This window comes from Oceanospirillum linum, assembly GCF_001995095.2.
Classification (GTDB): Bacteria; Pseudomonadota; Gammaproteobacteria; order Pseudomonadales; family Halomonadaceae; genus Oceanospirillum; species Oceanospirillum linum.
This window is the reverse complement of sequence record NZ_MTSD02000005.1, coordinates 1-20,187: the sequence shown is the minus strand read 5'-3', so window position 1 is coordinate 20,187 and position 20,187 is coordinate 1. Positions and strand designations below refer to the sequence as shown.

General features: G+C 48.6%; 18 protein-coding genes, 1 rRNA gene and 1 pseudogene. 12 read left to right on the top strand and 8 right to left on the bottom strand.

The annotated features are described in order from the left end of the window. Nucleotides 1–56: 56 nt before the first annotated feature. The 3 genes and pseudogenes from BTA35_RS11745 to BTA35_RS11735 form a co-directional block, all read left to right on the top strand. Nucleotides 57–1,327: pseudogene (locus tag BTA35_RS11745) on the top strand (1-acyl-sn-glycerol-3-phosphate acyltransferase); the annotation flags it as partial. After that, nucleotides 1,316–2,584 carry a lysophospholipid acyltransferase family protein gene (locus BTA35_RS11740; protein ID WP_369126256.1) on the top strand — a complete coding sequence of 423 codons (1,269 nt, stop codon included), beginning with the start codon at nucleotides 1,316–1,318 and terminating at the stop codon, nucleotides 2,582–2,584. The pseudogene BTA35_RS11745 and the gene BTA35_RS11740, both read left to right, overlap by 12 nt. 296 nt (nucleotides 2,585–2,880) lie before the next feature. Further along, entirely contained in the window at nucleotides 2,881–3,843 is a 963-nt protein-coding gene (locus BTA35_RS11735) for an FAD:protein FMN transferase (RefSeq protein WP_238377581.1), read from the top strand. On the opposite strand, the gene BTA35_RS11730 is transcribed toward BTA35_RS11735, so the two are convergent. Further along, nucleotides 3,840–4,721 (bottom strand): putative RNA methyltransferase, encoded by an 882-nt coding sequence (locus tag BTA35_RS11730; protein WP_078320021.1) that lies wholly within the window; start codon nucleotides 4,719–4,721, stop codon nucleotides 3,840–3,842. The genes BTA35_RS11735 and BTA35_RS11730 overlap by 4 nt on opposite strands. A gap of 278 nt (nucleotides 4,722–4,999) precedes the next feature. On the opposite strand from BTA35_RS11730, the gene BTA35_RS11725 reads away from it, so the two are divergent. After that, nucleotides 5,000–5,365 (top strand): DUF2750 domain-containing protein, encoded by a 366-nt coding sequence (locus BTA35_RS11725; protein ID WP_078320020.1) that lies wholly within the window; start codon nucleotides 5,000–5,002, stop codon nucleotides 5,363–5,365. Between the two features lie 139 nt (nucleotides 5,366–5,504). After that, nucleotides 5,505–5,786, top strand: coding sequence for a CBU_0592 family membrane protein (locus tag BTA35_RS11720; protein WP_202931247.1), 282 nt, complete (start codon nucleotides 5,505–5,507; stop codon nucleotides 5,784–5,786). Between the two features lie 133 nt (nucleotides 5,787–5,919). Here BTA35_RS11720 and holA read toward each other — a convergent pair whose 3' ends face one another. From holA to leuS, 3 genes are all read right to left on the bottom strand, one after another. Beyond that, nucleotides 5,920–6,951 carry a DNA polymerase III subunit delta gene (gene holA / locus BTA35_RS11715; protein ID WP_078320018.1) on the bottom strand — a complete coding sequence of 344 codons (1,032 nt, stop codon included), beginning with the start codon at nucleotides 6,949–6,951 and terminating at the stop codon, nucleotides 5,920–5,922. Further along, the gene (locus BTA35_RS11710) at nucleotides 6,948–7,490 is read right to left on the bottom strand and encodes an LPS-assembly lipoprotein LptE (protein WP_160055216.1); all 543 of its coding nucleotides are present in this window, start codon (nucleotides 7,488–7,490) and stop codon (nucleotides 6,948–6,950) included. The genes holA and BTA35_RS11710 overlap by 4 nt, the downstream gene beginning before the upstream one ends. Nucleotides 7,491–7,595: 105 nt before the next feature. Further along, entirely contained in the window at nucleotides 7,596–10,046 is a 2,451-nt protein-coding gene (gene leuS, locus BTA35_RS11705; RefSeq protein WP_078320016.1) for a leucine--tRNA ligase, read from the bottom strand. A gap of 317 nt (nucleotides 10,047–10,363) precedes the next feature. On the opposite strand from leuS, the gene BTA35_RS11700 reads away from it, so the two are divergent. From BTA35_RS11700 to BTA35_RS11685, 4 genes are all read left to right on the top strand, one after another. Continuing rightward, nucleotides 10,364–10,909 (top strand): zinc ribbon-containing protein, encoded by a 546-nt coding sequence (locus BTA35_RS11700; RefSeq protein WP_078320179.1) that lies wholly within the window; start codon nucleotides 10,364–10,366, stop codon nucleotides 10,907–10,909. Between the two features lie 176 nt (nucleotides 10,910–11,085). Then, on the top strand, nucleotides 11,086–11,793 hold the full coding sequence (tsaB, locus tag BTA35_RS11695) for a tRNA (adenosine(37)-N6)-threonylcarbamoyltransferase complex dimerization subunit type 1 TsaB (RefSeq protein WP_078320015.1): 708 nt from the start codon (nucleotides 11,086–11,088) through the stop codon (nucleotides 11,791–11,793). A 95-nt stretch (nucleotides 11,794–11,888) separates the two neighbouring features. Further along, nucleotides 11,889–12,686, top strand: coding sequence for an undecaprenyl-diphosphate phosphatase (locus BTA35_RS11690; protein ID WP_078320014.1), 798 nt, complete (start codon nucleotides 11,889–11,891; stop codon nucleotides 12,684–12,686). A 15-nt stretch (nucleotides 12,687–12,701) separates the two neighbouring features. Beyond that, nucleotides 12,702–13,523: a class I SAM-dependent methyltransferase gene (locus BTA35_RS11685; RefSeq protein ID WP_078320013.1), complete on the top strand. Its 822-nt coding sequence runs from the start codon at nucleotides 12,702–12,704 to the stop codon at nucleotides 13,521–13,523. Nucleotides 13,524–13,605: 82 nt separating this feature from the next. On the opposite strand, the gene BTA35_RS11680 is transcribed toward BTA35_RS11685, so the two are convergent. From BTA35_RS11680 to BTA35_RS11670, 3 genes are read right to left on the bottom strand one after another with little or no spacing between them, the layout of a single operon-like run. Next, nucleotides 13,606–14,943, bottom strand: coding sequence for a DUF3570 domain-containing protein (locus BTA35_RS11680; RefSeq protein ID WP_238377580.1), 1,338 nt, complete (start codon nucleotides 14,941–14,943; stop codon nucleotides 13,606–13,608). Continuing rightward, nucleotides 14,930–15,151 carry a DUF4266 domain-containing protein gene (locus BTA35_RS11675; protein ID WP_238377579.1) on the bottom strand — a complete coding sequence of 74 codons (222 nt, stop codon included), beginning with the start codon at nucleotides 15,149–15,151 and terminating at the stop codon, nucleotides 14,930–14,932. The genes BTA35_RS11680 and BTA35_RS11675 overlap by 14 nt, the downstream gene beginning before the upstream one ends. 11 nt (nucleotides 15,152–15,162) lie before the next feature. Then, a complete protein-coding gene (locus tag BTA35_RS11670) occupies nucleotides 15,163–15,687 on the bottom strand; it encodes a TlpA disulfide reductase family protein (protein WP_139363658.1) in 525 nt (174 codons plus the stop codon). Between the two features lie 162 nt (nucleotides 15,688–15,849). On the opposite strand from BTA35_RS11670, the gene dsbD reads away from it, so the two are divergent. Genes dsbD through BTA35_RS11655 form a run of 3 tightly spaced genes read left to right on the top strand, consistent with a single transcriptional unit; the run spans nucleotide 15,850 to nucleotide 19,786 of the window. Beyond that, nucleotides 15,850–17,697 (top strand): protein-disulfide reductase DsbD, encoded by a 1,848-nt coding sequence (gene dsbD, locus BTA35_RS11665; protein ID WP_103989734.1) that lies wholly within the window; start codon nucleotides 15,850–15,852, stop codon nucleotides 17,695–17,697. Between the two features lie 25 nt (nucleotides 17,698–17,722). After that, nucleotides 17,723–18,388 carry a response regulator gene (locus BTA35_RS11660; protein WP_078320010.1) on the top strand — a complete coding sequence of 222 codons (666 nt, stop codon included), beginning with the start codon at nucleotides 17,723–17,725 and terminating at the stop codon, nucleotides 18,386–18,388. Further along, complete coding sequence (locus tag BTA35_RS11655) at nucleotides 18,389–19,786, top strand: ATP-binding protein (RefSeq protein WP_078320009.1); 1,398 nt, start codon at nucleotides 18,389–18,391, stop codon at nucleotides 19,784–19,786. 290 nt (nucleotides 19,787–20,076) lie between these two features. On the opposite strand, the gene rrf is transcribed toward BTA35_RS11655, so the two are convergent. Next, a 5S ribosomal RNA gene (rrf, locus tag BTA35_RS11650) occupies nucleotides 20,077–20,187 on the bottom strand; the annotation flags it as partial.

The window sequence follows — 20,187 nt, the reverse complement described above, 5'->3', positions numbered from 1 at the left end:
TGGCGGTATCAGCACAACACGCTACAGGGCACATATCACAGAATAACAACAGGAAGATGCCAACTATGATTTACCCGGCTCGCATCAAACAACGAGCAGACCGCCTGATAAACCGTCTTGCCAGAATACTGATGGTGCTGACCGAGCGCCTGATGCTGCTGTTCGTTCGTATTAGCTTCCACCGTAATTTACCTCAGGCAGATAATAATAACGATTCTTATTTCTATGCTTTGGGAAATAAGAGCCTCTCTGATCGCCTGCTGCTGAGCCACATAACACGCCACTACAAACTCCCCTGGTCAGAGCAGGCCAGCGAACAGCCGGAAGAGCCCGTTTCCTATATTGCGCTGCATAACCACTATTACGGCCTGAAAGGGGTTGCAGAGCACACTGTTTCGCCACGACTGGCTCGCATCATGGCTTACTTACTGGAAAACCCTGATCATGACATTCAGCTGATACCTGTCACTATTTTCTGGGGGCGGGCTCCGGGGCAGGAAACACATTGGCTTAACCGTTTCTCTGATCAAAGGGGCTCTGTGCGACAAAGCCTGCAACGCCTGGCTGCTATTCTGTTCCATGGTCGCCATACACTGGTGCACTTTGCTGAACCGGTATCCCTCAGGGAGTTAATCGCCACCAGTCCCAAGTCCACTCTCATCAATCAGCATGTACGTAAAACAGCCCGATTACTGCGCGTACATTTTCGCCAAACCCGAATCAGTGTCACCGGGCCTGAACTTCCGGATCGGAAACAACTGATCAGGCAGCTGATACGCAGCCCGGGTATACAGGCCGCAATTCATGAGGCAACTCAGCCCGGAGAGCATCAGATAAGCAGCCAGAAGGCTCGTGATAAAGCAGAGAAGTATGCTGATGAAATTGTAGCTAATGTCTCTTACAGCACACAAAAAATGTTTGATGTGCTGCTCAGCTGGCTCTGGAACCGCCTGTATGATGGTGTGCAGATTCACAATATTGAGCAGGTACAGGAAACCGCAAAGCACAGTACTGTGGTTTACGTCCCCTGCCACCGTAGCCACATGGATTACCTGCTGCTTTCTTATGCGCTCTACAACCATGGCCTGACGCCCCCCATGTCGCTGCCGGTATTAACCTGAACCTGCCGGTTGTAGGCTCTCTCCTGCGTCGCGGTGGTGCTTTCTTTATCCGCCGTAGCTTTCGTGACAACCCTCTCTACGCCGCCGTATTCTCTGAATACCTTTTCCTCTTGCTGAACAAAGGGTATTCCACGGAATACTTTGTGGAGGGTGGTCGAAGCCGCACCGGCAGAACACTGCAACCCAAGCCCGGTATGCTATCGATGACAGTTCAGGGTTATCTGCGTAACCCTCATCGGCAGATCCGGCTGATTCCGGTGTATATTGGCTATGAAAAAGTAGTTGAAGGGCGAACCTACCTGGGTGAACTGCGTGGTAAAGCTAAAAAGGGTGAATCGATTCTGGGGCTTCTGAAAGCAGCCAAAACACTAAAAGAGCACTTCGGTAAAGTCAGCCTCGCTTTTGGTGACCCTATTGATCTTAAAAAAACCCTCGACCAGGTTGCTCCCTGTTGGCATGAGAACTATGAGTCCAGTGATAAACCTAAGTGGCTCCCTACTGCCGTGCGAGCACTGTCCCATGAGGTCGCTACCGGCATCAACAATACAGCAACATTGAATGGCGCAAACCTGTGTGCCCTAGGGTTATTGACAGCTCCAAGCTTTACACTTGAATCCAGCAACCTAAGCCACTTTATTCACTTCAGCCAGAAGCTACACAATCAACTGAGGCACAAAGGCGATGCACCTGTAAATCACCAAACCAGCGAACACCTGATTGCAGAGGCTGAGAAGCTGGAGCTTATCACCCGGTTACCGCACACCTATGGCGACCTGCTGCAGCTTAATGAGCAACAGGCACTATTGATGACCTGGTATCGCAATAACATACTGCATCTGTTTGCCCTACCCTCCCTGGTGGCTTTCTGCTTTAACCAACAAAACCAGTACACCCGCAATCAGCTCCATGAGCTACTTAGCACGCTCTACCCTTTCATTCATCGGGAACTGTATCTTCCCTGGCAGGGTGATGATCTTCATCACCAAATCGATGCCATTATTCATTTCTTTACCGAGCAGAAGCTACTGATTGACGACGGTAAATATCTGGTACGGGTCAGTCCATATCAGGAACAGGGCACCCTGCTAACACTTATGGCACGTCCTATTCAGCCCAGCCTGGAACGAGGCTACCTTATGGTCGCGCTGCTATTGCACTTTGGCAGCGGCAGCTTCACAACAGAGGCTCTGACAACGGAATGCCAGGTACTGGCGCAGCGACTTTCCATTCTGCACGGCCTGAATGCACCGGAATACTTCCACAAACCCCTGTTCCATCAACTGGCAGAGTTACTGCTGTCACTGGACTACCTACAAAGTGATGAAGGCGGCCATCTTACATTTGGTAGCAGTCTGGAGTGGTTTTCAGTACAGTGCCGCCCCCTGTTTGATCCCGCTTTAAGACATAGTATTCGCTTACTTACCCATCAGCCGAAACATGCCATAAAAAAACAGGATGATTAAATCGTCTAAAGTCACCCACGATTATTTTAAAACGAACACCCCTCCGCTTACCCGGAGCAACATTAAGCTGACACAGCATGGCGTTCTTTAACAAAAGGCTGTGTTAGCATCCTCCGGCGTTATTGTATTTTCGCTACCAGCTCAGGCTGAAACTCATACTCAGAGTTTGCTCATCAGGAGTCATGAATGAGTCATTCAACAATACAGCCAATATGGACTAACTCTGCTTTTTGATTCCAGATATTTCTCTTATCCCGCATACTTAAGCTATATTGCTAAAAGGACGTTTTGGAATAATGGATCATATGCAACAGCTGCCTATTTATCATCCTATCCACCCTAATCCACACTTGGAATTTCGCCAGAGTTTTTTCCAGATCACATTTCAGGCGATGGCCAGTGACTGTGAGCTCCTGATTGATCTTCCAGAGGAAAGAATCGGTTTTGCCAAACATCTGGCAGATATTGCGGTTCGCGAAGTCTGGCGTATTGAGCAAAAATATAGCCGCTATCAGGATAGCAACACCTTTACCCGCATTCACCAACAGACAGGTCGCTGGCAGAACATTGATGAGGAAACCTATCGGCTACTGGCGTTTGCAGACCAGGGCTGGCAGATTTCCGACGGTCTTTTTGACCTGACATCTGGCGTATTACGGAGCGTCTGGTCTTTTGATGGCAAAAGCCAGCCTCCTTCTCAGGCAGACCTTGACCAACTTTTACCCCGGATCGGATGGTTTAAGCTGGACTATCGTAAAACCGGTGACAAAGCTGAACTGCTTTTACCAGAAGATATGGAGTTAGATTTTGGCGGCATCGGTAAAGAGTATGCCGTTGATCGCGCCTTAGGGTTAATGCTTGCCGAAGCTCAAGCCGATGAAACCCCAGTTTCCGCTCTGGTCAACCTAGGGGGAGATATGGCTTGTAGTGGTCTGCGCTTAAGTGAAGAATCCTGGAAAGTCGCAATTGAGCGGCCGGACACGGAAAAGAACTCACTCGCTCTGCTCAGTCTCTCTGGTGGCGGGCTTGCAACATCCGGAGACAGTCGGCGTTTTCTACTGAAAGACGGTGTGCGTTACAGTCACGTACTGAATCCTAAAACCGGCTGGCCAGTTGATAATGCCCCTCGCTCAGTGACAGTTGCAGCACCAAGTTGTGCACAGAGCGGCCTGATTGCCACTTTAGCTCTGTTACAGGGCCCCCATGCAGAAGATTTCCTAAAATCAACCGGCTTACGCTACTGGTTAGTATCCAATTAAACCTTATCTGGCCGAGGGTTAAACTCCAGTACCCGAAAGATCACCTGAGCCGTCAGGTCGAGCTTTTCCAGCTGCTGAGCGCTTTGCTTACCTTCATAGTTAGCCCGATACAGATGAGGAGTCATGACTAAAAGATCCCGGATCTGCGCCTTGTTCAGAGTTTGTGGCTTAAACTCTATTTTTTTCTGATCAACCAGTTTCAGACCTGCGTCTTCCGCATGCTTCAAAGACGGTACATCTTTTCTATGTACTTCCTTGTATATAATTTCCCGTAGCTCCATGAGGTGATCCATACCAGACTCGGCCAGGATTATTTTACCGCCAGGCTTCAGAACTTTCGTAAACCACTCAGGTTGCCAGAAGCCAAACATACAAATAATCAGATCAACAGTCGCACTTTCAATCGGTAGCTGAGCATTGGAGCCTACAACCCAGGTAATCGGCAACTGATACTTGGTGGCGGCCTGAACGCCCCATTTAGATATATCCACACCCAGCAACTCAACCTGATCCATCCCTGTCAGCTGGTTTTCTGTTGCCAGCCGGCTCAGGTAGTAACCCTCGCCGCAACCGGCATCCAGAATAGTCACACCATCGGTACCTGAGAGCTCAAGTTGCTCACTAACGAGCTGGTTCAGCTGATCTGATATAGGTTGATACAAACCTGCCTGCAAAAAACGCTGGCGGGCCTGGATCATCTCTTTACTGTCACCGGGATCTTTTGATTTCTTTTTCTGTACCGGTAGCAGATTAACATACCCTTGTTTGGCGATATCAAAACTGTGCCCACCAAGACACTTCAGGCTTCCTCCGTCCAGGGCCAGGGGTTGTTGATCCAGTGGGCAGATAAGATGCGCTGCAGGTGTAAATTTCGCCATGATAGATACGTATGCCAGAAAGTAGAGAAGTTAAATTATAAGCTTAACAGGGTCAAAGCGCGCCATATTCCAATTTAGGGCGATGGAGGTCAAGTCGATCGCAGTGAAATTCCGGTTTTTACTAAAATTGACCTATCTTGGATAGCAATTCCTGTTGGCCGTGCTAACCTGACAGTCCTGAAAGCGGAGGTTCTGAACTATGCCGCTAATGCCTTTAGCGCGGGAGCAGTTCCTGACAAGGTCTGTGCTTTAACCTGATTTGATTTGGTGACCCTATTATGACACGCCTGACAGATAATATTGATGACAACTACTCGCTCTTTATTGAAGAAATTCGCTTCAATGGGGAGCTTTGGGGTATTGAGTCGGAGGATGGCTGGGTTGTGGTGGACTCCCAGGAGTTTGAAGATACCGATGTCATCCCGTTCTGGTCTGAAAAAGAAGATGCTGAAGCGCACTGTGTTGAAGAGTGGGCAGATTACCAAATCAGTAAAGTAGAGATCGAGAGCTTTGTACAGGAGTGGCTGCCGGAACTGGACAGCGATGGTGTTCTGGTAGGAGCCAATTGGAATACTGAACTTGACGGTCTGGAGGTTGAGCCTCTGCAGTTAGCTGAAGCATTAGCAGGAGTTGATGCTGATTAATAATCATGATCGCTGATTATTGCAATCGTTCCGGGCCTCAGATATAACATGTAAAAGCCTCCTGACGCATATGCGAACGGAGGCTTTTTTTCGGTCTGCTGTTTTTCAGACTGAGCATTTGTCATGAAAAGAGGCAAAAATGATGAGTTATACGTGGTTTGACCTTATTGGTAATATTGGGGTTTTTATGGTTGTATTGGCATTTTATCTGCTGCAGACAGAGCGCCTTTACAGCCGCGATATCCGATATTCACTGCTAAACCTGACCGGTGCAATTCTTTTGCTGATATCTCTGCTTTTTAACTGGAACTTATCTTCAGTCATTATTGAATTTTTCTGGATCGGTATCAGCCTGATCGGAATTTTTAAACACCTAACCCGTAAAAGTAATGTCATTGATGATTCTGGCGAAGTAGCCTGAATCAGCTAGATAATTCCAAAGCCGGGTTTTAAAAGCGACCAACCGCAAAAAATATCTGCGCACAAGCTTTCTGGCCCGGCGATCAAATAACACAACACCTGCAGAGAAGCCCTGTACAGACCGGGCCGCTGTACTAAAGAGTATCTAACCCACTAAACTTCAAACACAACTGGCTTAGTAAAGGCCAACTTTTTCCTTTCTCAATACCTTTAATTCTGCGGTCTGCCTGTTCAGCCATCAAAATCAACTGGTGCAGCTGCTTACGGCTGTGGGTTTTCAGAGCTTTCTGATAAATAGGTTTACGTTTATCCCAGATTCTCAAGTCACGGCAGATACGATCAAAAGACTGCCCCTGATCAACCCTATGTTTCAGATTGACTAACTGACGCAGCTCCCGGGTAATTCCCCAGAGAATAATCGGTGGCTCCAGCCCTTCCCCCTGCAGCCCGGCAAGAATCTTGCTGGTACGCACAGGGTCTGCATTTAATAATGCATCTGTCAGATTAAAAACATCGTAACGAGAGCTATCATGTACAGCGGCCAGAATTGCTTCATCATCCAATTGATCCTGATCAGGATAAGCCAGACGAAGCTTCTGAATCTCCTGATCACAGGCCATAAGGTTACCTTCAACCCGCTGTGCCAAAAGCGCAACAGCTTCCGGAGTAGGATGAAACCCGGCGGCTCTCAAGCGATGAGTGATCCAGCCTGGCAGGCGTTGCTGATCCAACGGCCAGACAGGAACAAAGATACCGACAGCATCCAGGGCTTTAAACCATTTACTGTTAGTGGACGAGCCTTCTAGCTTACCGGAGAGAATCATCAGCGTATTATCACTTCTGCCCCGATTATCCGAAATTTCCTGAGCATAGGCCTGCAACGCCTGACTGCCTTCCTGGCCCGGTTTTCCGCTGGGAATGTGAAGCTCAATAAGCTTATGACTGGAGAACAGACTCATACTGGCGTTGGATTCCAGCAGAGTGCTCCAACTGAAACTATTATCCACATGATGCACCTCCCGCTCCTCAGCTCCTGCCTGACGGGCAGCAGTTCGAACGGCATCCGATGCTTCCCGCATCTGCAGGGGTTCATCACCGGATATCAGATAGATCGGCTGAAGCCCCTTTTTCAACTGTTCGCCAAGCTTATCCGCAAAAACTTTCATGGTTGTTGACTGTCACCAGCAGCATGCTGATCCGCAGGCAGATCAGTATGGCTTAACTGTCGAGCGACACGCTGCGCAAGATAACGCTCCATTTCAAAACGTAATGAAGCCAAATCACTGGCTTCACTGTAAAGGCTATCACTACTGGTGTAACTGCGACTGGTTTTTAATGTGCGCTGAGAGGTAACCGGCTTGCCCTCTGCATTCAGTAGCTGAAAGCTCACTTCAGCATAAAGATCATAACTATTTGCATCAGAGTTAAAGGTTATCTGCCGTCTCTGATGACGAACCTCACTGAGCCAGAGCTGCCAGCGGGCTCCCTCTTTATCTTTCAGTAAAGCCACGTCACCCTGGGCCAGCTGGGTAGCCAGGGTATTATAGAAAACAGAAGATTGTTCAGAGAGATACAACGGAGAAAGCGCCACTGGAAAGCCAGCCGTTTCTCTCAGCTGAAAACCGCAGCCACTGATCAGTATTGCCAGTATTGCTGCGCCTAACCACCTAAAACTAGACAAAGGTTTTGTCTTTGGCAACGTCATCTGCATTCCGTCTGATTGGTAGAGTTAAATAAAAAAGCAATATTTGAAAAAAACAGGCACGGGCTAAGCCGTGCCTGTTTTAGTGTAGTGAACCCTGGAATCAGATTAGTTCGCTACGATATTAACCAGTTTGCCTGGTACAACAATCACCTTACGTATCGTAAGACCGTCCAGGAACTTAACGACCTTCTCATCAGATTTAGCAATCGCTTCAACAGACTCTTTTGATGCATCAGCAGCAACATCAATTTTGCTGCGCACTTTACCGTTAACCTGAACAACCATCTGAATCGAGTCACGGGCCAGAGCATCCTGATCGACTTGTGGCCATTGGGCGTCAATGACAGCATCATCATGTCCCAGTACCTGCCATAAGTTATGAGCAATATGTGGCACCATAGGGGACAGCATCACAACACAGGCCTCAATCGCTTCATGCTGAACAGCGCGCATTTCAGAACTATCGTCGTTCACTTTAGTAATGGCGTTAGTCAGCTCCATAACCGCAGCAATCGCCGTGTTAAAGGTCAGACGACGCTCCATATCATCACTAATCTTAGCAATGGTCTCATGGGTCTTACGACGCAGCTCTTTTTGCTTGTCGTTAAGTGTAGCCGGATTCAGCTCAGGAGCAGGCCCGGCATCAACATGACTCTGTACCATTTTCCAAAGACGTTTCAGAAAACGGTTGGCACCTTCAACGCCGGAGTCAGACCACTCCAGAGATTGCTCAGGAGGCGCAGCAAACATAATAAACAGACGCACGGTATCCGCACCATACTTCTGAATCAGTTCCTGAGGGTCAACGGTGTTGCCCTTGGACTTGGACATCTTGCTGCCGTCTTTCAGAACCATGCCCTGGGTCAGCAGGCGCTGGAACGGCTCATCAGAGTTGACCAGACCTTCGTCACGCAGCAGCTTGTGGTAGAAGCGGCTGTACAGCAGGTGCAGAATGGCGTGCTCGATACCACCGATGTAGTGGTTTACCGGCGTCCAGTAATCCGCTTCAGAATCCAGCATCGCTTCGCTCTGGTTACGGCAGGCGTAGCGGGCGTAGTACCAGGAAGACTCCATAAAGGTGTCGAAGGTATCGGTTTCTCGGGTTGCTGCACCGCCACACTTCGGACAGGTCGTTTCGTAGAATTCCGGCATCTTCTTGATGGGAGAACCAACGCCATCAAAATCCACATCTTCCGGCAGTACTACCGGCAGTTGGTCTTCCGGGACAGCAACATCGCCGCAAGTGTCACAATGAATCATTGGTATTGGCGCACCCCAGTAACGCTGGCGGGAGACACCCCAATCGCGCAGGCGATAGTTGATGGTGATCTTACCTTTGCCTTCGCTTTCCAGCTTGGCAGCGATAGCATCAAAAGCGGCTTCAAAGCCGAGACCGTCAAACTCACCGGAGTTAATCAGCGTACCTTTTTCGGTGTAGGCTTCTTTAGACAGATCCGCTTCATCACCTTCAGCAGCGGCAATCACCTGCTCAATCAGCAGGCCGTATTTGGTAGCAAACTCCCAATCCCTCTGGTCATGGCCCGGAACCGCCATAACAGCACCTGAGCCGTAATCCATCAGAACGAAGTTAGCCACCATGACGGGCACTTCACGGCCGGTCAGTGGATGAAGGGCTGTAAAGCCAGTTGGCATCCCCTTCTTCTCCATGGTTGCCATATCCGCTTCAGCAACCTTGGTGTGTTTGCATTCTTCAACGAAAGCTGCCAGCTCAGGATTTGTCTGGGCCGCTTCCAGAGACAGCGGATGCTGAGCCGCAACGGCCACATAGGTCACCCCCATCAGAGTGTCCGGACGCGTCGTAAACACTTCCAGCTCTTCGCTACGGTCTTTCAGGCCGAAACGCAGTTCAACACCACGGGATTTACCAATCCAGTTGCGCTGCATGGTTTTAACCTGCTCGGGCCAGTCGACCTTGTCCAGGTCATCCAGCAGCTGATCGGCGTAATCGGTAATCTTCAGGAACCATTGTGGAATCTCACGACGCTCAACTTCAGTGCCACAGCGCCAGCAGCCACCATCAATCACCTGCTCGTTGGCCAGAACGGTCATATCGTGCGGACACCAGTTCACAGCAGAGGTTTTTTTGTAAACCAGACCCTTTTCGAACAGGCGGGTGAAGAACCACTGCTCCCAGCGATAGTATTCCGGGTGGCAAGTCGCAATTTCACGATCCCAGTCGTAAGCAAAACCCAGTTGCTTCAGCTGGTCACGCATATAATCGATGTTTTCGTAGGTCCATTTGGCTGGAGCTACGTTGTTTTTAATGGCGGCGTTTTCTGCGGGCAGACCAAACGCATCCCAACCCATAGGCTGTAGCACGTTTTTGCCACGTAGTCGCTGATAACGGGACAGTACATCACCAATGGTGTAGTTACGCACGTGACCCATATGCAGACGACCGCTTGGGTACGGGAACATAGACAAGCAGTAGAATTTTTCACGGTTTGCGTCTTCTACGGCTTTAAAGCATTGATTTTTTTCCCAGAAAGCCTGTGCTTCCTGTTCGATCTTGTGAGGAGTGTACTGAACGTCCATTATCGCTTGGTTACCTTGCCAGTTCCGGGGGCCCGGAAGGGTTAACAAATAGGGTCTAGAAAGAAGTAGCGTTTTCGTTAAACCCCTGATTCTACCCTAGTGACTGGATTACAGGTAGGGGCTACAGGGAGAAAATAGATGCTTAACCCTTAGGAATCAGGGATTAAGAAAAGAAATTTCTTATCATCCGTTTTTACTGATCCTGATCCATGACTCTTGCTACTGGATAGTAAATACTCAAAAATAACAGGGTGATGGGTGCACCTGTGATCTCTTCACCGGAATCATGCTCTGTCTTTCCCGATCAAGGAGACGTTATGTCAGATTTACCAAAAGAAAACCACTCAGACAGCAATAAAAAACTGGCCCGCCATTACGATAATGCACTGGCCCGTATTGAAAAGCGTCTGGCAGAAGCCGAGCACAACACACTGGAAACCCTGGAGAAGGAGATCCGCGATGCGGTGGAATTCGAGCAGGATCTGGAGCGACTGACCAAAGATGAAGTGTCTCTGCTGACCGTTTGGTTAAACCGGGATCTTCAGGATCTGGGGCATTTTGTCAGCTCAACCGGTCGTGGATTAGGTGAGTGGCTGAATATCGACCTGTCAACACTGGAGCTGTCTTTGGCCCGCGCACTTCAATCGGTTGCAGATAAAACCCGTATCGACCAATTAGAGCTCGCGCAAAAACTGGAAAGTGATCCCGGAACCTATATTGAAGGTGAACTGGCAACTGCCGGTACCTTTAGCTGTACGGAGTGCGACAAAATCGTTGTTGTGACCCACACACGCCCGATTGAACGTTGCCACCGCTGCGATAACCATATATTCCACCGCGTAAGTCAGTTTCACGGACACTAGGAGTAACATTCTGGCTCTACTCAGCTTTGGCTAACGCTAGCGGCTGCAGTACTGTCCGTTTATGTACCGGATTGCTTTATTTCAGGCTATGACAGTATGATTTAAGGCCCCATTTACATTTCGCTCATGCCAAGGGAATGCGTATAATTGCCTTTTTGTTCTTAGGCAGATAACAGATGGTACGCATTCTCGCGCTCGATACGTCAACAGAAGCTTGCTCGGTAGCCCTGAAACTGGGCGATCAGGTTGTGGAGAATTTTCAGCTTCAACCCCGCAAACACACCCAGCTGTTGTTACCTATGGTGGAGGAGATCCTGGCCGACGCAGGTATTAAGCTTCAGCAGCTGGATGCTATCGCATTCGCCAATGGCCCGGGCTCTTTTACGGGCTTACGCATTGCAACAGGGGTAACTCAGGGGCTGGCCTTTGGTGCGGATCTGCCGGTGATCCCTGTCACAACGCTCGAAACCATGGCGTTTACTCTTTTCCGGGAGCGATTTGCTCACTACATTATTTCTTCCCTTGATGCTCGTATGGGGGAAGTTTACTGGGCCGCTTATCACTGGAACGGCAATGGTTTTGATTGTATAACCCAGCCAGAAGTCATCGCCCCGGATCAGGTATCTCTGGTGAAACCTATCGCTGATGCAGACTGGGTGGGAGCAGGTAGTGGCTGGCAACTGCTGGATCAGTTCTCACCGGTTATGCAAAGCCTCGTGCAGCAAACCTATCCTGACCTTCTGCCAAAAGCCGGTGATATTGCTCGTCTGGCGGAACTTTACTGGCAACAGAATAAAACAGTTTCTGCTGAAGACGCGATACCTGTTTATCTGCGGGATAATGTAGCGTTTAAAAAAGGTGAAGGGCCCCATAAGCGAACATAGACCCGTAATCGCTTAATGTTCTCTTAAGCCGGAGCTATCAGAATTGTTTGTATAGCACACAGTGAAAGGGTGCCCCAGCAAAAGGACTGACATTTGTGGATTGGTTCCAGGTTACATTTCTAGCTCTTTTACAGGGGCTGACCGAGTTTTTACCGATTTCAAGCTCCGGACATCTCATCCTACCTTCCCAGCTGTTCGGCTGGGCTGACCAGGGCTTGGCTTTTGATGTTGCTGTCCATGTCGGCACTTTATTGGCCGTTATGCTTTATTTCTACCGTGATATTTGTCAAATGACAAAAGCTTGGTTTGCCAGTGTATTTCAACAACAGAGAAGCCAACAGAGCCTGATGGCATGGGGGGTAATTTTTGCCACGATACCAGCATGTATCATGGGTGAACTGTTCAATGGCGTTATAGAGCAAAGCCTTCGGGCCACCTGGATTATCGCCGTTACAACACTGCTTTTTGGTGTTCTGCTCTGGTGGGCCGATATCAGGGGATCTCGCAAACGTGGGGAGAGTGACTTCACCATAAAAGATGCAATCTGGATCGGTCTGGCACAGACACTGGCTCTGATACCGGGAACATCACGTTCCGGCATCACTATCACAGCAGGACTAATGCTCGGATTGAATCGAAAGACAGCGGCCCGGTTCAGTTTTTTACTGTCGATTCCTTTAATTATGGCTGCAGGCTTGCTGAAAGGTGCCGAGCTATATCAGACCGGTACTGAAGCTCAGATCGGTCATACTCTGGTTGGCGGCCTGATCGCTTTCGGTGCCGCCCTTGCTTGTATCCACATCTTTCTGCACCTGCTGGACCGGATCGGTATGCTACCTTTCGTGATATATCGCCTTATTTTAGGTACTGTCCTGCTGGTATTTTTTGTCTAACTCTGAGTTATTGCTATGTCTGATTCAAATTTGGTGACACCGCTTTATATCTATCTTCAGCAGGACACATACCGATCTCAGGCTGAACAGCTACTTAGCAACCCATTACCCGAACACCTATCAGCAGAGCTGGTCACTGAGCTCCCCGGAGAGGCTGGTGCGCTCATTTTACAGATCGGAGACCAGGGTATATCTCTTGGTGAAACAGGTAAAAAAGCACCTAAGCCCATTCAGGTAGAATTCGCCTCAGGTAAAGCAGCTCATCGCCGTCAGTATGGCGGAGGCAAAAGTCAGCTAATCGCTAAAGCTGTTGGCCTTAAGTCAGGTATTAAACCTCGAGTGCTCGATGCAACAGCCGGCTTGGGAGGCGATGCTTTTGTTCTGGCAGGGTTGGGGTGTGACATGCTTTTGATGGAGCGGCATCCGGTGGTCGCTGCATTATTAGAGAATGGGTTGAGTCGTGCGTTATCAGATCCGGAAACATCTGAGATTGCCTCCCGTATGCAGCTGGTTCCTGGTAACTCAACGGATAGTATGGCGCAGGCAATTACTGCAACAGGATTCTCACCACAGGTTATCTACCTTGATCCTATATTCCCATCACGGGAAAAAAGCGCGTCGGTAAAGAAGGAAATGAAGCTGTTTCATCAGCTGGTAGGATTTGATACCGACGATGATCAACTGCTTGCTGTCGCCATGGATCTCGCCTCTCACCGGGTTGTTGTCAAACGACCACGAAAAGCACCGGCCATTAACGGCGTAGCACCGACCTATGCTCTTGAAGGGAAATCAAGCCGTTACGATATCTACACTAAGCGTAAACTGGATGATCATTGAGAAACACTCGAAGTGTCATAGACAAAGCTCGTCCATCATTCAGGGGAAGCAAAGCTTCCCCCTTTGACGCATAAAACCCTTATCAGAACCGATACCCAACCGTGACCATAGTCGCTGCTGTATCCGGATAAAGTTCCTGATCTGTCAGCCCTCCAAAGCCATTATCACCGGAGCTACTTTGCTGATAAAAAGAGATCCGAGTATACAACTCTGAGTTCTGACTCATTCGGTAGCCATAGCGAAAACCCAGAGTATAGGTGTCCAGGTCACCCAGGCGATAATCCGCACTGACCTCATCCAGAGATGGGTAGTCACTTGACGTCACGTAACGCTTATAGAAATCAGCAGCGGTTTGGGTATACCAACGCAACTGCGGCTCGATATAATGCTTACCAAGATCCCAGCGATATTTAAGATCAACAGTATGAGAGTTTACCCCCCAATCATCGAACATAAAGCGATAGCTAAGATCGACAATATCGCCATTATCCAGTTGACGTTTACCCTGCCAGAAAAGTGCATGTTTGAGACGTGAGTCGGGACGTTTTTCATAAAGATAGAGATTGGCTCCATCCTTTATAAAGTTACCACCGTAATTTCCCCCCGCATTGCTATCGATAACTGATACGATCTTATAGGGATCATTCAGATAACCGGAACCGGAACTCAACGCATAATTCAACTGCATCAGTGTTTTTCGGTCGATCACCTGGGTCAGGCCAAGAACAACATCAACAACCTGCTTATCGTCAGACGAACCATCTCGACTGTTATTCAGATCAGTCGTGAACGTTGCGCTATCCGGAACCGGAGTACGGCTAAGCCCTACAGGTAGCCCTCCTTCCGGATTCAGGCTGTCTGCCGATAGATTGAGCCCAAAGGTCAGAGTTGTATTTTTCTGGTTCAGGTAACGAGAAACTGTACCATTAACACCTAATGACTGGTAATCATGCTCAGAGGACAGATAGCCACCTGCACTATAGGCCCAGTCTCGATTAATGGGAGCAGACCAGCTTGCCGAGAAAGCCGCTCGTGAATCCCGGAAAGTGTCATCAAGAGGCTGAGCACCGGCATCTGTCGTATAGCGTCCATTACCGGATGGCCGGGCAAAGGTTTGAGCCTGAGCAGAAGAGGTAGCGCCATTTGGAGATGCCCCCGTCAGGGTATCAAAAGCAAACTTCAGGTTTAGCTTCGTTTCGCTATCGAAGTTTCGTGTAGCACTGACCACAGGCTCAAACGCACTAACACGGCTATCACTTTCAGCATAGATCAAAGCTGCGGTATCAAAATCCCAGTTATCCAACTCAGCGGCCTGAGCCTGAGTCGGTAAACCCGCCAATAAAGCACAGCCAGCCGATGCCAACATCGTCTTCAGCGTACCATCACCCTGGGTCACATCTTTTTGTTTAGTTACAGCCACAGCCACCACCTCCGAATCCACGTCCGCCACTGGTCGCTTCTTTACTGAAATAGATATGATCATCCAGACCTGCTTCAACGGCGTCAGAAATCAACTGCATCTCTTCTTTCGCCAAAACACCGCGCTCCCAAGGCTTAACTCCAAGACCAGAACAGCCAGCAAGCAGCATACTGCTCATCAGGGCTGATATAAGCATTACTTTTGTCATCGCCATTCGCCTCATTCAGCCAGTAGTACTTTGATGTTGTCTTCATAGGCTTTTACTCGGTCACTATGAAAACCAATATGCTGCGCCCGAATCTTTCCATTTCGGTCAATAAGGTAGCTTGATGGCATGCCTATCACGCCATATTCCTCAGGCAGCTGTGCATCGGTATCCAGAAGAACAGTAAACTGAACGGGCAGATCCTGAAGAAATTCTTTAGCCAACCCGGCCTCATGGTCGAGATTGATCGCAACAACCTCCAGCCCTTCAGCCCGATACGTTTCCTGAAGTTGATTCATCCAGGGAAACGACTGACGGCATGGGCCACACCAGGAAGCCCAGAAATCAACCAGAACAACCTTTCCTTTAAAGTCAGAAAGTGATGCCGCCCCCCCGTTAACATCAGGAAGGCTGACCTTGGCCATGGGTGCCAATTGAGCTTGTTGAACAGGCTGTAACTCTGATGCCACAGCCTGAGTGCCTAAAACAGTTAACGTTATACCTGCTGCTACAAGCTGTTTTTTAAACGAAAAAGACATATCCGGACTCCCTGGTTCTTCGATTGGTCATCGACTGATAAGCATCTTCCCTTAGAAAACTTAAGATTTTCTTAAGCGAGCAGAGCAACTGCTTAAGCAAACCTTAAGTTTCCTGACAGAAAATGGCCGGAAACACTTCAAGGGATTAGCGAGGATACACTCATGTCTCAGAATTACTGTTTAAGCCTGCGACCCGGATTAAAGCAACTGCTTACTTTCATTTTTATAGCAGTACTTACCGGTCTCAGTTTGAGTGCTATTGCGGAGGGGGCTACACAGGAAGATGAATTTCTTCCGCCTGAGCAAGCATTCAGGTTTAGCTATAAGCAACTAAGCGATGGAACCCTAAAGCTTCACTGGGATATTGCAGATGGGTACTATCTGTATGAAAAGCGTCTTAAACTAATCAACGAAAACAAGCAGACATTAAGTGCTGTTGTATTTCTGACCCAGGCTGAAGAGAAAAATGATCCGAACTTTGGTCTGGTTCAGGTTTTTCATCACCAACTTGATATAGAAGCCTTGCCAGACAGCAAGCAACTGCAACTGCAACTGAGTTATCAGGGCTGCTCTGAAAATGGCCTGTGCTATCCGCCTCAGAGAAAAACGCTAACCATTCAACCTATTGCCGTTACGGACTCAAACTCTACGGTATCTGTGAACAGCCGATCTATTCCTGCAAGTGATCAATCCCTGGCCGTTGCCGAAGATGCCGGGGCCATTGCTGCGATGCTGGCCAGCGCTGAGGGGTACTGGGTGATACTCACCTTTTTTATACTGGGTTTAGGCCTGACGTTTACTCCCTGTGTGCTACCAATGATCCCTATTCTCGCAGGTATCATTGCCGGTCAGGGTGCTAATATCACTCTGCGCAAGGGTATCGGCTTATCAACCGCCTATGTATTGGGTATGTCACTGACCTATACTCTAGCGGGTGTTCTGGTGGGATATTTTGGCGCTAAGATGAATCTTCAGGCTTCACTGCAAAGTCCTGTGGCACTGATCATATTCTCATCACTCTTCGCCGCTCTGGCGATGGCAATGTTCGGTTTTTATGAGCTCCAACTACCAGCATTTCTACGTGACCGGTTAGACCATATGGGACAGAACAGCAGCGGTGGAAAATATACCGGTGTTGCACTAATGGGGCTGATATCTGCTCTTGTGGTATCGCCTTGTGTATCAGCGCCATTAGCAGGAGCACTGGTTTATATCAGCACCACTGGGGATGCTTTACTGGGCGGTGCATCTTTGTTTGCACTAAGTCTCGGCATGGGTGTACCACTCATTCTGGTTGGTGCAGGCGGCGGCAAATGGCTACCCAGAGCTGGCGGCTGGATGGTGGAAGTGAAAGCCTTCTTCGGGGTTCTGCTATTAGGTGTTGCTGTCAGTCTTCTGGGACGCCTGCTACCGGGTAATGTGAGCATTCTGCTATGGTCGCTACTGGTCATTGTGTATGCCGCACATCTCGGTAATTTCGGGCAACCTGAATCCCTTAGCCACTGGGAGAAAACCCGCCGCGGACTCGCCATAGCTCTGATGACCTATGGCATCACCCTGCTTCTGGCTGGTCTTGCAGGCCATGATGATCCTTTAAAGCCTCTTGCATTCGTTTCTGCATCAGCTCAATCAGAGCCTGAACATGAAAATCCTTTGTTTACCCGTTATGATTCGGTTCAAAGCATGCAGGCCGCTATCCAAACAGCCAGTGCTGCCGGCGTACCGGTTGTTATTGATCTCTATGCCGACTGGTGTGCCAGCTGTAAGGCGATGGAACGGGAAGTCTTTAGTCATCCAGGTGTTCAGGCTTTTCGTGAAAAAGTCACCTTTATCCAGCTGAATATGACCGCTAACACTCCCGAGCAGAGCACCTTTCTCCAACAGCATGGACTCTTTGGACCACCGAGCTTACTCTTCTATAAAGCAAATGGACAAGAACTCACCCCAGCCAGAGTGCAGGGCGAGCTGAGGCCTCAACAGTTTATCGGTCAGGTAAACAAACTTCTGTAAGCATATTTTAAGTTAAGGAACCTATATGCGTGTTCTTCTGGTGGAAGATGATTCGGGTTTAGGGTCAGGTTTGCAGCAAGCGCTTAAAGCTGAGGGCTACACTGTTGACTGGCTTACAGATGGACTTCAGGCACTACAAGCACTTGAAACGGATTATTTTGATCTGGCAGTACTTGATCTTGGTTTGCCTCGGCTGGATGGCTTATCCGTTTTAAGACAGATTCGGACTCAGGGCAAAGACATCCCTGTTCTCATCCTAACAGCAAGAGATGCCGTACAGGATAGGATAAACGGCCTTGACAGCGGCGCAGATGACTACCTGGTCAAACCTTTTGACATGACAGAGTTAAAAGCTCGCATTCGCGCTCTACAGCGACGTAGCTCTGGACGTACTCAACCGACAATCACCCTGAGAGATATAGAAATCAACCCAGCCAGTCAGCAGGTGCTTTATAACGGGAATATAATTACCTTAACCCGGCGTGAGTACACACTGCTCTATGAGATGATGAGTCAGCCCAGTCATGTGTTTACACGGGACAGACTCCAGCAACTGCTTTATGGGTGGGATGAAGATGTAGAAAGCAACGCAATGGAAGTCCATATTCATCACCTGCGAAAAAAGCTTTTTCCAAAACTGATTCGAACCTTGAGAGGCATCGGATACGTCATTGATAAAACAGAGGCATAAATGCTACCTGCGTCAATTACTAAACGAACACTGCTGTTTGTTTTACTTTTGCTGATGACCATGAGCAGCTTAATAGGATACGTAAGCTTTAAAGACGCGAGCCATGAGATTGAAGAAATCTTTGATGCCCGCCTGGCTCAAAATGCCCGTCTTCTGCAAGCATTGGTTTTGGGAATCCACGATACACAGCTTAACAACAGAGATGAGCAACAACTGCAAAAGGCATTTGAAGCAGCCCTTCTCGAGGAAACCGGATCAGAAGGACATAAATATGAAAGCAAAATATCTTACCAGGTAAGACACGGCCATCAGGTTATTATTCGCTCACCTTCGAGCCCGGAAAAACCTATGGCTTCTGAAGAAGTCGGTTTCAGTAAAATGACCTATAAGGACCATCAATGGATTACATTCACATTGAAAACACACGCCTCCAGTTTTCCATTTGTAGTGAGTGTTGCTGAGCGGAAAGATGTGCGTGGAGAGCTTGTTGAAAAGGTTGTTATTCAGACCCTTATCCCCGAGCTTATTGGTATACCGGTACTTGCCCTTCTTTTATGGAGTGCAATTAACTGGGGACTTTCACCATTAAAAGAGCTCACCCGGCTAATAGAAGGACGAGCACCTGACAATCTCAAACCGATACGACTCAAAGCACCACCCTCTGAATTACAGCCTATACAGGAAGCATTAAACCGACTTCTAAGCGAAACAGAGACGCTTATAGCCAGAGAGCAGCGTTTAATAGCCGATGCAGCGCACGAGCTAAGAACACCATTGGCCGTTCAGAAAATACATGCCGATAATGCTTTACAGGCAGAATCAGAAAGCCAGCAAAAAGCCTCGCTTAAGCAGCTAAACTTGGCTGTAGACCGTTCTACGCGCATTGTTTCTCAACTGCTTACTCTTGCCAGACTAGACCCTGGAATTAGTCTTCAAAGGAGGGTAAGCATTGACCTGTTAAAAGAAACCCGCAGTAATCTAGCCGAACTTATGCCCATAGCCTGGAAAAAAAAGATTGAACTCAGCCTTGAAGCAGACGAGGCATGCCTGTGGGAAGCTTATATTGAGGAAGGAATGCTCGATGTTTTACTGCAAAATCTGATCAGCAACGCTGTCAAATTTTCACCAGTAAAAGGTCATATAGAGCTTTTCTTAGAAAACCAAAAAAAATATTTTGTCCTCACTGTTACTGACCATGGCTCCGGGGTTGAGCAAGCTGACCTTAAACGGCTGACAGAAAGGTTCTACCGTTCTGGCCATGAAAGCGGCGCAGGGCTTGGGCTTTCCATTGTTAAACGCATTACTGAGCGACATAATGGAACCTTACTACTTCAACAAACTTCAGGAGGAGGGCTGACGGTTAAGATCAGACTACCTAAGAAGAACCAGCCAATCTAGAGGGCATAACTTTTGGGATGCGAAAACATCAGTCCCACTCTTATCTGTTTCTACCTTTACACAAGCATCCAAAACATTGCTGTTCTGAGCTCAGCGCCCGTTACCACGGGGCGTCATTGCCCCGCCATCTTACTTACCCACTCTTTCTTTACTCCTCCATACAACCCTTATCCAGACATATCCGGCCCATGCCAAGACCTAAATCCCGGGCATAAAAAAACCCCGCTTCAATGAAGCGGGGTTCTTTTGGGCTGTCTGTGTACTATTTACACAATCAGCCAGTATAAGGCGCTTGACGATGTCCTACTCTCACATGGGGAGACCCCACACTACCATCGGCGCTGAGCAGTTTCACTTCTGAGTTCGGAAAGGAGTCAGGTGGTTCCTACACGCTATTGTCG

What these genes read in the sequence shown, in the direction of transcription:
- BTA35_RS11740 (WP_369126256.1), top strand. Translation starts at nt 1,316, where the DNA reads ATGCTATCGATGACAGTTCAGGGTTATCTGCGTAACCCTCATCGGCAG.
- BTA35_RS11735 (WP_238377581.1), top strand. Translation starts at nt 2,881, where the DNA reads ATGGATCATATGCAACAGCTGCCTATTTATCATCCTATCCACCCTAAT.
- BTA35_RS11730 (WP_078320021.1), bottom strand. Translation starts at nt 4,721, where the DNA reads ATGGCGAAATTTACACCTGCAGCGCATCTTATCTGCCCACTGGATCAA.
- BTA35_RS11725 (WP_078320020.1), top strand. Translation starts at nt 5,000, where the DNA reads ATGACACGCCTGACAGATAATATTGATGACAACTACTCGCTCTTTATT.
- BTA35_RS11720 (WP_202931247.1), top strand. Translation starts at nt 5,505, where the DNA reads ATGATGAGTTATACGTGGTTTGACCTTATTGGTAATATTGGGGTTTTT.
- holA (WP_078320018.1), bottom strand. Translation starts at nt 6,951, where the DNA reads ATGAAAGTTTTTGCGGATAAGCTTGGCGAACAGTTGAAAAAGGGGCTT.
- BTA35_RS11710 (WP_160055216.1), bottom strand. Translation starts at nt 7,490, where the DNA reads ATGACGTTGCCAAAGACAAAACCTTTGTCTAGTTTTAGGTGGTTAGGC.
- leuS (WP_078320016.1), bottom strand. Translation starts at nt 10,046, where the DNA reads ATGGACGTTCAGTACACTCCTCACAAGATCGAACAGGAAGCACAGGCT.
- BTA35_RS11700 (WP_078320179.1), top strand. Translation starts at nt 10,364, where the DNA reads ATGTCAGATTTACCAAAAGAAAACCACTCAGACAGCAATAAAAAACTG.
- tsaB (WP_078320015.1), top strand. Translation starts at nt 11,086, where the DNA reads ATGGTACGCATTCTCGCGCTCGATACGTCAACAGAAGCTTGCTCGGTA.
- BTA35_RS11685 (WP_078320013.1), top strand. Translation starts at nt 12,702, where the DNA reads ATGTCTGATTCAAATTTGGTGACACCGCTTTATATCTATCTTCAGCAG.
- BTA35_RS11675 (WP_238377579.1), bottom strand. Translation starts at nt 15,151, where the DNA reads ATGACAAAAGTAATGCTTATATCAGCCCTGATGAGCAGTATGCTGCTT.
- BTA35_RS11670 (WP_139363658.1), bottom strand. Translation starts at nt 15,687, where the DNA reads ATGTCTTTTTCGTTTAAAAAACAGCTTGTAGCAGCAGGTATAACGTTA.
- dsbD (WP_103989734.1), top strand. Translation starts at nt 15,850, where the DNA reads ATGTCTCAGAATTACTGTTTAAGCCTGCGACCCGGATTAAAGCAACTG.
- BTA35_RS11660 (WP_078320010.1), top strand. Translation starts at nt 17,723, where the DNA reads ATGCGTGTTCTTCTGGTGGAAGATGATTCGGGTTTAGGGTCAGGTTTG.
- BTA35_RS11655 (WP_078320009.1), top strand. Translation starts at nt 18,389, where the DNA reads ATGCTACCTGCGTCAATTACTAAACGAACACTGCTGTTTGTTTTACTT.